Annotated in this window: 12 protein-coding genes; 9 read left to right on the forward strand and 3 right to left on the reverse strand. The window is 65.1% G+C overall.

From position 1 onward, the window contains the following. The first annotated feature begins 167 nt into the window (after positions 1–167). The 8 genes from HZF03_RS08790 to HZF03_RS08825 all read left to right on the forward strand — a co-directional run bounded on the left by HZF03_RS08790 (position 168) and on the right by HZF03_RS08825 (position 8,676). A complete protein-coding gene (locus HZF03_RS08790; RefSeq protein ID WP_041810326.1) occupies positions 168–662 on the forward strand; it encodes a TRAP transporter small permease in 495 nt (164 codons plus the stop codon). A 6-nt stretch (positions 663–668) separates the two neighbouring features. Further along, entirely contained in the window at positions 669–1,976 is a 1,308-nt protein-coding gene (locus HZF03_RS08795) for a TRAP transporter large permease (protein WP_420853851.1), read from the forward strand. A gap of 166 nt (positions 1,977–2,142) precedes the next feature. After that, entirely contained in the window at positions 2,143–2,604 is a 462-nt protein-coding gene (locus HZF03_RS08800; protein WP_119018365.1) for a DUF3237 domain-containing protein, read from the forward strand. A gap of 294 nt (positions 2,605–2,898) precedes the next feature. Beyond that, a complete protein-coding gene (locus HZF03_RS08805; protein WP_119018366.1) occupies positions 2,899–3,705 on the forward strand; it encodes a crotonase/enoyl-CoA hydratase family protein in 807 nt (268 codons plus the stop codon). 11 nt (positions 3,706–3,716) lie between these two features. Then, entirely contained in the window at positions 3,717–5,612 is a 1,896-nt protein-coding gene (locus HZF03_RS08810; RefSeq protein WP_119018367.1) for a feruloyl-CoA synthase, read from the forward strand. Positions 5,613–5,849: 237 nt separating this feature from the next. After that, on the forward strand, positions 5,850–6,269 hold the full coding sequence (locus tag HZF03_RS08815; RefSeq protein WP_119018368.1) for an acyl-CoA thioesterase: 420 nt from the start codon (positions 5,850–5,852) through the stop codon (positions 6,267–6,269). 79 nt (positions 6,270–6,348) lie between these two features. After that, complete coding sequence (locus HZF03_RS08820) at positions 6,349–7,506, forward strand: ABC transporter substrate-binding protein (RefSeq protein WP_011157295.1); 1,158 nt, start codon at positions 6,349–6,351, stop codon at positions 7,504–7,506. A 315-nt stretch (positions 7,507–7,821) separates the two neighbouring features. Then, on the forward strand, positions 7,822–8,676 hold the full coding sequence (locus HZF03_RS08825; RefSeq protein WP_119018369.1) for a GGDEF domain-containing protein: 855 nt from the start codon (positions 7,822–7,824) through the stop codon (positions 8,674–8,676). Here the strand turns inward: HZF03_RS08825 and HZF03_RS08830 are convergent. From HZF03_RS08830 to HZF03_RS08840, 3 genes are read right to left on the reverse strand one after another with little or no spacing between them, the layout of a single operon-like run. Then, positions 8,614–9,333, reverse strand: a complete 720-nt coding sequence (locus tag HZF03_RS08830; protein WP_012495344.1) for an ABC transporter ATP-binding protein — start codon at positions 9,331–9,333, stop codon at positions 8,614–8,616. The genes HZF03_RS08825 and HZF03_RS08830 overlap by 63 nt on opposite strands. Next, positions 9,330–11,102, reverse strand: coding sequence for a branched-chain amino acid ABC transporter ATP-binding protein/permease (locus tag HZF03_RS08835; RefSeq protein ID WP_119018370.1), 1,773 nt, complete (start codon positions 11,100–11,102; stop codon positions 9,330–9,332). The genes HZF03_RS08830 and HZF03_RS08835 overlap by 4 nt, the downstream gene beginning before the upstream one ends. A 5-nt stretch (positions 11,103–11,107) precedes the next feature. After that, on the reverse strand, positions 11,108–12,148 hold the full coding sequence (locus HZF03_RS08840; protein WP_165858121.1) for a branched-chain amino acid ABC transporter permease: 1,041 nt from the start codon (positions 12,146–12,148) through the stop codon (positions 11,108–11,110). A 164-nt stretch (positions 12,149–12,312) separates the two neighbouring features. Here HZF03_RS08840 and HZF03_RS08845 point away from each other — a divergent pair, with 164 nt between their 5' ends. After that, entirely contained in the window at positions 12,313–12,831 is a 519-nt protein-coding gene (locus HZF03_RS08845) for a MarR family winged helix-turn-helix transcriptional regulator (RefSeq protein WP_119018371.1), read from the forward strand. The last annotated feature ends 72 nt before the right edge of the window (positions 12,832–12,903 follow it).

A 12,903-nucleotide genomic window follows, 5' to 3' on the forward strand; every position in this document is an offset into this window, starting at 1 on the left:
CAAGATCGAGATTCCGGGTTCGCTCGCTGCGCGAGCGCCCCGGAATGACTTTTCATCGTGACTGACTCAGTCGCAACGATCGAGCCCCGATGAGTTCTCCTCCCGACGACAAGCTCCGCGATCGGCTGCCTGGCGCCCTGACGACGCGGCGTTTCTCCAAGAACGGCATGGACCGTTTCATCGACGCGATCGAATGGATCGCGGCGTTCTTCGTCGGCATTGTCGCGCTGAACACGTTTCTCGCCGTGTTCATGCGCAAGTTCTTTTCGGTGACAATCCCAGATTACTACAATTTCGGCCAGTTCATGCTCGGCGTGCTGATCTTCTGGGGTATCGCGGCGACCTCGTATCGTGGCTCGCATATCACGGTCGATCTGGTGTGGGCGGCGGCGTCGCCGCGCTGGCAGCGGATCATCGACATCTTCGCCACCCTAGTGCTGCTGTTCGTCGTCAGCGTGCAGACCTACACGCTGTTCGACAAGGTGGTGACCACCAAGGCCGACCACATCGTCACCATGGATCTGCAGATCCCGATCTGGCCGTTCTATCTGGTGTCGTGGATCGGAGACGTCTCCGCGGTGCTGCTGATCGCGATTCGAACCTTCCGGCTGATCTTCCATCCGGAGCAGATGCGCGAAGTGCGCATGAAGCCGGTGGAGTAGGCCGCGATGCTGACCAACGAGACCGTGGCCGCCATCGGCTTCGTCAGCCTGTTCGTCCTGATGCTGCTGCGCGTGCCGGTCGGCATGGCGATGGGCCTCGTCGGCGTCACCGGCTTCGGCTATCTCACCGGCTTCGAGCCGGCGCTGAAGCTGGTCGGCCAGACCACGATGCGCACCGTCACCGACTATTCGTTCGGCGTGATCCCGATGTTTCTGCTGATGGGCGCGTTCGTGGCGGCCTCGGGCATCAGCCGCGAGCTGTTCCGCGCCGGCAACACCATCGTCGGCCATTGGAAGGGCGGGCTCGGCATCGCCACTATCGCGGCCTGCGGCGGCTTCGCGGCGATCTCCGGCTCGTCGGTCGCGACCGCGGCGACGTTTTCGGCGGTGGCCTATCCTGAGATGCGCCGGTTCGGCTATCCGCAATCGTTCTCCACCGGCGTGATCGCGGTTGGCGGCACGCTCGGCGCGATGCTGCCACCGTCAACCGTGCTGGCAGTGTACGGCATCATCACCCAGCAGGATATCGGCAAGCTGTTCATTGCCGGCATCCTGCCGGGCCTGCTGGCGATCGTGATGCACATGATCACGATCTGGATCATCGGCGTGGCGCGACCGGGCTTCCTGCCGGCCGGGCCGAAGAGTTCGTGGGGCGACCGCCTTGCCGCCTTCCGTGACGTGTGGTCGCCGCTGCTGCTGTTCCTGTTCGTGATCGGCGGGCTGTATGGCGGCTTCTTCATTCCGACCGAAGCCGGCGCCGTCGGCGCCGTCGGCGCGTTCCTGATCGGCATCCTGCGCGGCAAGCTCGACCGCGACGGCATCCTGCAGTCGCTGCTGCAGGCGACCCGCACTGCGGCCGCGGTGTTCACCGTGCTGATCGGCGCGCTGTGCTTCGGCTACTTCCTGACCATCACCCAGACGCCGCAATACGTCACCGAATTCCTCACCGGGCTCGGCATCGGTCCCTACGGCGTGCTGGCGCTGATCCTGCTGATGTATCTGGTGCTCGGCTGCCTGATGGACGCGATGGCGATGGTGATCCTCACTGTTCCGATCGTGTTTCCGGTCGTCACCGCGCTCGGCTTCGATCCGATCTGGTTCGGCATCATCATCGTGATGACGGTCGAACTCGGCCTGATCCATCCGCCGGTCGGCATGAATGTGTTCGTGATCAAGAGCGTGATCAAGGACGTCAGCATGTCCACGGTGTTCGCCGGTGTGCTGCCGTTCGTCGTCACCGATCTGATCCGGCTGGTGATCCTCATCGCATTTCCGATCATCGCGCTGTGGCTGCCGATGCGGATGATCGGGTAGGCGCGGGGGGACGTTCACAATCAACCTCCCGTCATTGCGAGGAGCGAAGCGACGAAGCAATCCAGTTGTCGACCCGCGATTCTGGATTGCTTCGCGGAGCCTGTGCCCGGACGGCGCGAAGCGCCGATCCGAGTGCTCGCAATGACGAATCTGGAAAGGCCGTGCAATGACCCCGACTCTCGAAACCAAATACGTCTTCACCATCACCGCGCGGATCGGTGATGTGACCTCGGCCGGCGAGATCGGCACCGGCGTGCGCCGGATTATTCCGATCCTCGGGGGCGAGGTGAAGGGCGAGGGGATCAGCGGCAAGGTGCTGCCGTTCGGTGCTGACTTCCAGATCATCCTGCCGAACGAACTGATCGAGCTGGAAGCCAAATACGCCTTCGAGACCGATGACGGCGCGGTGGTCTATGTCGAGAATATCGGCATTCGGTTTGGGCCGGTCGAACTCTTGCAGAAGCTTAAACGCGGAGAGCCGGTCGATCCGAAGCTGATCTATTTCCGAACCCGGCCGCGATTCGAGACCGGCCACCCGAACTATCAGTGGCTGATGCAGCATTTGTTCGTCGGCTCCGCCGCCCGCCACGCCGATCGCGTCGTGATCGACGTGCATCAGGTGTTGTGAAGCCATCGCCCAGGATAGCGATCCGACCTCTCCCCGCGTGCGGGGAGAAGTCGGATCGGCGCGAAGCGCTGATCCGGGTGAGGGGGCGCTTCCACGCGGCCGAGCCGTGGAGACTCGCGGAGAGCTGCCCCTCACCCCAACCCTCTCCCCGCAAGGGCGGGGCGAGGGAGCGGGCCGCGCAGGCGATGGACCAGCCCCGAAAGCCGGCTGAGCCGCATTTCGAGCGCCACCCCGATTGACGCCGGCCTCAACTGATTGTTATGGTCTATAACTATTCTGCACAGGACGTAATAAGTGCTCACAGGAAACGCTCAGGCCGCGACCATCGCGGACCCGTCGACGCTTGTCGTCGATACCGTCGGCCCGGTGCTGACGATCGGTCTCAATCGCCCCAAGAAACGCAACGCCCTCAATGACGGGCTGATGGCGGCGCTGAAGGATTGCCTCACCGACATTCCGGACCAGATCCGCGCGGTGGTGATCCACGGCATCGGCGATCACTTCTCGGCTGGCCTCGACCTCTCCGAGCTGCGCGAACGCGACGCCACCGAGGGGCTGGTGCATTCCCAGACCTGGCACCGGGTGTTTGACAAGATCCAGTACTGCCGCGTGCCGGTGATCGCGGCGCTGAAGGGCGCGGTGATCGGCGGCGGGCTCGAGCTTGCTTGCGCGGCGCATATCCGCGTCGCCGAAGCGTCGGCCTACTACGCGCTGCCGGAAGGCAGCCGCGGTATCTTCGTCGGCGGCGGCGGCTCGGTTCGGCTGCCGCGGCTGATCGGCGTGGCGCGGATGGCCGACATGATGCTGACAGGGCGCGTGTATTCGGCCGCCGAGGGCGTGGTGCACGGCTTCTCGCAATATCTGATCGAGAACGGCTCGGCCTATTACAAGGCGCTGGAGCTCGGCAATCGCGTCGCGCAGAATGCGCCGCTGACCAATTTCGCGGTGCTACAGGCGTTGCCGATGATCGCCGAGGCCAATCCGCAGACCGGCCTGTTGATGGAATCGCTGATGGCGACCGTGGCGCAGAGCGACCAGGAAGCCAAAACGCGGATACGCGCTTTTCTCGATCACAAGACAGCCAAGGTTCGGCCGAGCTGAACGGAGCCGTGATGGACGCCATGACCGATCCCATTGCATTCGCCGCTACTGCCGCCGGGCGCGACGCGGCTCATCCGCTGCGCGACATTTCTTTCGGCGAGATAGGTATCGCTACCGAGCGAAAGCCGGACGGCACGATCTACGTGCGCTCGACCACCACGCTCACCGACTATCCGGTGCGGATCACCGATCGGCTGCATCACTTTGCTGAGACCGCGCCGGACCGGGTGTTCATGGCCGAGCGGAACGGTGAGGGCGGCTGGCGCAGGATCAGCTATGCCGAGATGTTGCGCGCCGCGCAGACCATCGCCTCGGCGCTGATCGCGCGCGGACTGTCGGCTGATCGGCCGGTGATGATTCTGTCCGGTAATTCGATCGACCATGCGATGGTGATGTTCGGCGCGCTGTATGCGGGCGTCGCGATGTGTCCGGTGTCGCCGCCGTATTCGCTGGTGTCCAAGGATTACGGCAAGCTGCGCCATATCGTCGGGCTGCTGACTCCGGGCCTCATCTTCGCCGACGACATCACTGCCTTCGCGCCCGCGATCCTCGCCACCGTGCCAGAGGATGTCGAGCTCGCTGCCACGCGCGGCGAGGTGAAGGGGCGCAAGGTGACGTCGCTCGCCGAACTGCTGGCGACGCCGGAACATCCTGAACTCGCCGCCAAGCACGAAGCGATCGGCCACGACACCATCGCTAAATTTTTGCTGACGTCGGGATCGACCGGCAATCCGAAGGCGGTGATCAATACGCAGCGGATGATCTGCGCCAATCAGGTGATGATCCGCGAGGCGATGGCGTTCCTGAAAGACGAGCCGCCGGTGATCGTCGACTGGCTGCCGTGGAATCACACCTTCGGCGGCAACCACAATATCGGCCTGACGCTGTTCAACGGCGGCTCGATGTATATCGACGACGGCAAGCCGACGCCGGCCGGGATCGCCGCGACCATCCGCAATCTGCGCGAAATCGCGCCGACGGTGTATTTTAACGTCCCCAAGGGCTACGAGTCGCTGCTGCCGGTGCTGCGCGAAGACCAGCAGTTGCGCAAATTGTTCTTCAGCCGGCTGCACGCGATGTTCTTCTCCGGCGCCAGCCTCGCGGCGCATGTCTGGAACGGGCTTGACGAGGTCGCGGTCGCGGAGACCGGCGCGCGGGTGCCGATGCTCACCGGCCTTGGCGCCACGGAGACTGCGCCGTTCTTCATGTCGGTGACGCCGCAGACCAGTCGTTCCGGCCATGTCGGGCTGCCGGTGCCCGGCAACGAGGCCAAGCTGGTGCCGAACAACGGCAAGCTCGAAGTCCGCGCCAAGGGGCCGAACATCACCCCCGGCTATTGGCGCGCGCCCGAGCTGACCGAGAAGGCGTTCGACGAGGAGGGCTTCTACAAGCTCAACGATGCGCTGAAGCCGGTCGATTCCAACGACCTTTCGCGCGGCTTCGATTTCGATGGCCGCATCTCCGAGGATTTCAAACTGGCGTCGGGCACCTGGGTCAGCGTCGGTCCGCTACGCGCCAAGTTCATCGCAGCCTGCGCCCCGCTGGTGCGCGACGTGGTGATCGCCGGGCTCGACCGCGACTATGTCACCGCGCTGGCGGTCCTCGATCCCGACGGCTGCAAGCTGATCAACGCGACGCTGCCGCTGGAAGACCTCGCTGGCATGGCGGCCGACCATCTGATCCGCGAGGCGTTCCGCGAGCGCTTCGCCACGCTGTTGACGCAGGCGACCGGCTCGTCCAACCGCGTCACCCGCGCCGTGCTGCTCGGCGAACCGCTGTCGATCGACAAGGGGGAGATCACCGACAAGGGCTCGGTCAACCAGCGTGCCGTGCTGGAATATCGCGCCTCGTTGATCGCGGATCTTTACGCCGACCCACCGCCCGCGCATGTGATTGCGCTGGAGTGAAGGCATCAAGATGGACCACGACAGCCGTAACCGGCACGGCGCGACCTCGCCCCGCGCGCGGGGAGAGGTCGTCCCGGCGCCGCGCAGCGGTGCCGGGGCGGGTGAGGGGCGTCGCTGCGAAGCCGAGACGCGCGGATGGCTCGCCCCTCACCCCAGCCCTCTCCCCGCAAGAGCGGGGCGAGGGAGCGCGCTGCCGGCGGCGCGACCACAGTGCTCTCATAGGAGAAACAGGTTTCGATGTTCACCAACCGCCGTGAGGTGCAGATCCAGTGGGGCGATTGTGACCCGGCGGATATTGTGTACTACCCGCGTTACTTCGCGATGTTCGATGACTCCACCTCGGCGCTTTTTGTCGCAGCCGGATGTTCGAAGCGCGACCTGATCAAGGTTTATGGTCTAGTCGGGATTCCGATGGTGGACACCCGCGCCAAGTTTTACATCCCCTCGACCTATGGCGATGTGATCAGCATCGAAAGCCGGATCGAGCGGTTCGGGCGTTCGAGCTTCGAGGTGCTGCACAAGCTGTTCAAGGGCGAGCAGCTGGCGCTCGAAGGCTTCGAGACGCGCGTGCTGGTTGGCCGTCATCCTGACGATCCGAGCCGGTTGAAGTCGGTAGCGGTGCCGGAGGAGGTGAAGGCGAAATTCATGCGGGGCTGACTCGCCGCCGGTGATGCCGTAAACAAGACGACAAGATCGCGCCGAACACGGCCGATGCCATAACAGGGAGGAGGAGAACGTGACCAAGTTCAAGCTATCCGCTACGGCGATCGCCGTGGCCCTCGCGTTGCCGGGGCTTTCCGGGGCCGCGCTTGCCGAAACTAACGAAATCACCATCGGTATCACCGTCACCACCACTGGTCCGGCGGCGGCTCTCGGCATTCCGGAGCGCAATGCGCTGGAATTCGTGGCTAAGGAAATCGGCGGTCATCCGCTCAAGGTGATCGTGCTCGACGACGGCGGCGATCCCACCGCGGCCACCACCAATGCGCGGCGTTTCGTCACGGAGTCGAAGGCCGACGTGATCATGGGCTCGTCGGTGACGCCTCCGACCGTAGCGGTCTCCAACGTCGCCAACGAGGCGCAGGTGCCGCACATCGCGCTGGCGCCGCTGCCGATCACGCCGGAGCGCGCCAAGTGGTCGGTGGCGATGCCGCAGCCGATCCCGATCATGGGCAAGGTGCTCTACGAGCACATGAAGAAAAACAACATCAAGACCGTCGGCTACATCGGCTATTCGGACTCCTACGGCGATCTGTGGTTCAACGACCTGAAGAAGCAGGGCGAGGCGATGGGTCTGAAGATCGTCGCCGAAGAGCGCTTCGCGCGGCCGGACACGTCGGTGGCAGGTCAGGTGCTGAAGCTGGTCGCCGCCAATCCGGATGCGATCCTGGTCGGTGCGTCCGGCACCGCGGCAGCGCTGCCCCAGACCAGTCTGCGTGAGCGCGGTTACAAGGGCCTGATCTATCAGACCCATGGCGCCGCCTCGATGGACTTCATCCGTATCGCCGGCAAGTCGGCCGAGGGCGTGCTGATGGCGTCGGGCCCGGTGATGGATCCGGAAGGTCAGGACGACAGCGCGCTGACCAAGAAGCCCGGCCTCGAGCTCAACACGGCCTATGAAGCCAAGTACGGCCCGAACAGCCGCAGCCAGTTCGCTGCGCATTCGTTCGACGCCTTCAAGGTGCTGGAGCGGGTGGTGCCGGTGGCGCTGAAGACCGCCAAGCCGGGCACGCAGGAATTCCGCGAAGCGATCCGCAAGGCGCTGGTCAGCGAAAAGGACATTGCGGCGAGCCAGGGCGTGTACAGCTTCACCGAAACCGATCGCTACGGCCTCGACGACCGTTCGCGCATCCTGCTGACGGTGAAGGATGGAAAATACGTAATGGTGAAGTAACCTCATCGTGCCGGCGGCGTCCCGCCTGCGCCTTGCGAAGCCGGCCTCCCCGTGAGGCCGGCTTTTTGCTGAGCGCAATCGCGCGCGCATCATCAACGGGTTGTTTGGGCGTCGCAGAAAGATCCGGGTCGGTCTTAGCATCGCGTTAAGGCTGACGTTTCGAATTGCGCAGAGTTAACGTGAACTCTGTTGCCGGTCTGGTAGGACTACCAGGGTCCAACGAACATCCGCGCGGCGGAAAGCGGCGCATCGGGCCAGGAACCGGCCGAAGCGATTTCCGCTTCTGAGACGGTATGGCCGCAACAACGGTGATTGATGCCGAACCAGATCGTCACGCAACGCGATGTGATCCGCTACACCGCGGGCCGGGTTGTGGCCGCGGCCGGGATCACGGCGATCGTCACCATCATCTTTCTGATTTCCGATCTCGGTACCGACTTGCACGCTACCGTTGAGGTCGGCGCCGTGGTGAAGGCGTCACTGGTGGTGGCGCTCGGCGTCTCGACCACGCTTTCGGGCGCGATGGCGTATCGGTCGGCGCGGCTGATGCGGCAACTGACCTCGACCCGCGCCGAGCTGATGCGGATGTCGCGCACCGACCCGTTGACCGGTCTGCTCAACCGGCGCGGCTTCGACGATGCGGCGGCGTCCGTGCTGGCAGAGGCCGCCGATGCCGGCCAGCGGGTAGTGGCGTTGATGTGCGACATCGACCGCTTCAAGGCGATCAACGATCATTACGGCCACAATATCGGCGACCGCGTACTCGCCGAGATTGGTGGCATCCTGCGCGACTTCGCCGCGCCGCGCGGCATGCTGATTGCGCGCCATGGTGGCGAAGAATTCGCCGGCCTGATGGTCGGCGTCAGTGACGCGCAGGCCAACGACTATGCGATGACGCTGTGCCGGATGTGCGCCACCGATGTGCCGTGCGACGGCCGGCTGGTGCCTGTGACGATGAGCTTCGGCGTCGCAGCCTATGCGGGCGGCGAACTGCCGGCGCTGATGCGCCGCGCCGATCTGGCGCTGTATCGCGCCAAGGATCTCGGTCGCAACTGCGTGGTGCAGCTCGAAGGCAGCGAGGGAGTCCTGGCCGCTGCCGCGACGCCGTCAGGCGGGGTGCGAGAAACCGAGATAGCTGGCGACCACCGCCTCGTTGCGGGCGACCTCTGAGGCCGGGCCGTCGAGCACGAACTCGCCGAGCTCCATCACATAGGCGCGGTCGGCGATCGCCAGTGCCGCCTTGGCGTTCTGCTCCACCAGCAGCACCGAGACGCCGGCTTCGCGCAGTTCGCCGACGATGCGGAAGATATCGGCAACGATGATCGGGGCGAGGCCGAGGCTCGGCTCGTCGAGCATCAACAGCTTCGGTGCGCCCATCAGCGCGCGGCCCATCGCCAGCATCTGCTGCTCGCCGCCGGAGAGCGTACCGGCGAGCTGCTTGCGCCGTTCCTTCAGCCGCGGAAACAGGCCGTACACGCGCTCCTGCGACTGCGCTGCCACTGCCTTGGCGATGCGGAACGCGCCGAGTTCGAGATTGTCCTCCACCGTCATGGTGGCGAACAGCTCGCGATGCTCAGGCACCAGCGACAGACCGGCGGCGACGCGGTCTTCGATATCGAGCCGCGCGACGTCGACGCCGTCGAAGGTGACGCGGCCCTTCAGCGGCAGCACGCCCATCGCAGCGCTGAGCAGGGTGGTCTTGCCGGCGCCGTTGGCCCCGACCACGGTGACGATCTCGCGCTGGCGCACGTCGAGCGACACGTTCCGCACCGCCTCGACCTTGCCGTAGGACACCGAGACGCCGGATACCGAAAGCAGGGCGGTCATGCCAGCGCTCCGAGATAGGCTTTGATCACGTCCGGATTGGTCTTGATCGCGTCGGGCGTGCCTTCGGCGATCCTGGTGCCGAAGTCGAGCACGACGATGCGGTCGGCGAGGTCCATCACGAAGCCCATGTCGTGTTCGACCAGTAGAACTGACATACCGCTGTCCTTGAGCTGCCGCAGCAGCGCAGCGAGCCGCTGCTTTTCCATGTGGCGCAGGCCGGCGGCCGGCTCGTCGAGCAGAAGCAGTTCGGGATCGGCACACAGCGCGCGCGCGATTTCGACGATGCGCTGCTGGCCGAGCGAGAGCGACCCTGCGAGCTGATCGATCTCGGCGCCGAGCCCGACGCGCTCGATCTGGCGCGCGGCTTCGGCGAGCAGCTTGGCCTCGTCGCCGCGATCGAACCGCAGCATACTGGTGATCGCGCCGGAGCGGCCGCGCAAGTGCGCGCCGATCGCGACATTCTCTAGCACGGTCATGTCCGGCACCAGCTTGACGTGCTGGAAGGTGCGGGCAATGCCGAGCTTCACCACCTCCTGCGGCGGCGTGTTGTCGACCGGCTTGCCGTGCACTTCGATCCGCCCGCCGGTAGTGGTGAGGATGCCGGTGATCAGGTTGAAGGTGGTCGATTTGCCGGCGCCGTTCGGGCCGATCAGCGCGACGATCTCAGCGGCGTTGACCTCGAACGACACGTCGTTGACTGCAACCACGCCGCCGAACTGCTTTCGCGCGCGCTCGACCTTCAGCAGCGGGGCGGTGGTGGAGCCGCCGACACGCTCGCGCGCGGGCAGGCCACCGGCATTGCCGGTGACGGCACGCCGGAATTTCAGCGGCACCAGATTGGCGAGCCAGGGCCAGACGCCGCCGGGCGCGAGCTGCAGCAGGACCACCAAGAGGATGCCGAACACGATGATCTCGAGCTGGCCCTGGCCGCCGAACAGCAGCGGCAGATAGCCCTGCAGCACTTCCTTCAGGATGATGACGATCGCAGCGCCGAGCACGCCGCCCCAGACATAGCCGGCGCCGCCGACCACGGCGATGAACAGATACTCGATGCCGGCCTGGGGCCCGAACGGCGTCGGGTTCACGTTGCGCTGAAAATGCGCGTACAGCCAGCCGGAAAGGCCGGCGAGCACCGCGGCGTAGATGAACACCAGAAGCTTGGCGCGCGCGGTCTGCACCCCAAATGCTTCGGCAGCGACATGGCCACGGCGCAGCGCGCGGATCGCGCGGCCGGTGCGGCTGTCGAGCAGGTTCATCGTCAGCACCGCGCTGATCAGTACCATCGCCCAGATCACGAAATAGATCGTGTAAGGATCGTACATGTCGATCGGGCCGATCGACAGCGGTGGCACCCGCGAGATGCCGTCGTTGCGGCCGAGGAAGTCGAGCTTGCTGAACAGGTAGTACAGCGCGATGCCCCAAGCGATGGTGCCGAGCGGCAGATAGTGGCCGGACAGCCGCACTGTCATCAGCCCGAGCAGCACCGCGGCGATGCCGGCGACTGCAAGCGAAGCCGGCAGCGCCAGCCATGGCGACAGGCCATAAACCGTGGTGATGTAGGCGGTGGTGTAGGCGCCGAAGCCGCAGAATGCGGCCTGGCCGAACGAGGTGAGCCCGCCGACGCCGGTGAGCAGCACCAGGCCCATCGCCACCAGCGCGGCGAGGCCGATATTGTCGAGCAGCACGATCCAGAACGGCGGAATGCCCGGGATCAGCGGCAGTGCCGTCATCACGGCGGCGAACAGGAAGATCGGCAACCAACGCGGCATCACGCTTAGTCCTTCTCTTCTTCGACCGCGGGGGCGGCGAGCGAGCGCAGTACCAGCACCGGTAGGATCAGCGTGAAGACGATGACCTCCTTGTAGTTCGAGGCATAGAACGAGGAGAACGACTCGACGATACCGACCACGATCGCGGCGATGGCGGTGAGCGGATAGCTGACCAATCCGCCGATGATCGCGGCAACGAAGCCTTTGAGGCCGATCAGGAAGCCGGTGTCGTAATAGAGCGTGGTGATCGGTACGATCAGGATGCCGGAGATCGCGCCGATTACCGAGGCGAGCAGGAACGCGATCTGGCCGGAGAGCGAGGTGCGGATGCCGACCAGCCGCGCGCCGAGCCGGTTGACCGCGGTGGCGCGCAGCGCCTTGCCGTAGCGGGTGTAGCCGAAGAACAGCCACAGCGCCGCCATCAGCGCCAGCGTGATGCCGTACACCGCGAGGCTCTGGCCTGTGAAGATCAGCGGTCCGACGCTGAGCGCCACGTCCGACAGCGGTGGGCCGCGCAAGCCTTCGGCGCCGAAGAAGATCAGGCCGAAGCCCTGCAGCGCCAAGTGGCAGCCGACCGAGGCGATCAGCAGCACCAGCACTGAAGTGTGTGCCAGCGGCTGGAAGGCGATGCGATACAGAAACAGCCCGATCGCGGCGACGATCAGCAGCGACAGCGCGATATTGACGGCGACGCCTGGCTTATGCGCCGGCAGCCAGGTCGCCAGCGCCAGCACGATCGCCGGGAAGGCGATGTAGATCAGCGCCGCGCGCATCACTTTGGCGACATGCAGCGATTTGCGGGCGCTGAACAGCTCGAAGGCGAACGCCACCAGGCCCATCACCAGCGCAAGCTGCGCGGTGCCCGGCACGCCGCCGGCCGACAGCGTCGCGTAGGTGAGAGCGCCGAATGTGATGAATTCACCCTGGGGGATCAGGATCACCCGGGTGACCGCAAAGACCAGCACCAGCGCCAGCCCCAGCAGTGCGTAGATCGCGCCGTTGGTGATACCGTCCTGAACAAGGAACAGCAGAATCGTGGTGTTCACGCGAACGTCCCCTCCCGCGAAGGCGCGTCGTTGCGCACCTCCATCTGCCGGCAGTTGAATTCTGCTCAGGCTATTTGATATGGTGCATAACAATTATCGATTATAAGCTCAAGGCCCGCGAGGCGTTCGCGGTGACCTCGTCGAACAGGATCACGAGCCCGGCGATGACCACATCGAAAACCGCCGCCGTCGCCAAGCCGACGCGAGCCGGGCGCAAGGCGCCGGCGGTCGAGACAGCCCCCGAGGCCTCCGAGCTGAAGATGGGTGAGCTGTCGGAGCTGCTCGGCTACGCGCTGAAGCGCGCGCAGCTCCGTGTGTTCGAAGACTTCCTGCATTGCGTCGCCCCGGTGCAGCTCACCCCGGCGCAGTTCTCGGTGCTTCTGTTGCTCGACGCCAATCCCGGCCGCAATCAGACCGAGATCGCTACCACGCTCGGCATCCTGCGTCCGAACTTCGTCGCGATGCTCGATGCGCTGGAAGGTCGCGGCCTGTGCGTGCGAACCCGATCGCCGAGCGACCGTCGCTCGCACATCCTGATGCTCACCGACAAGGGCCGCGCCACGCTGGCGCGCGCCAAGAAGCTGGTGGCGACCCGCCACGAAGACCGGCTGACCGAACTGCTCGGCCGCGACAATCGGGACGCTTTGCTGTCGATGCTCGCGACCATCGCCCGCGAGTTCTGAACACGCCAGCGATCAGCGATCCTACGATGCGGTCCAGATCGTGGTGATCGCGTGGGTCGACAAGTTCGCGCA

This window comes from Rhodopseudomonas palustris (assembly GCF_013415845.1).
Classification (GTDB): domain Bacteria; phylum Pseudomonadota; class Alphaproteobacteria; order Rhizobiales; family Xanthobacteraceae; genus Rhodopseudomonas; species Rhodopseudomonas palustris_F.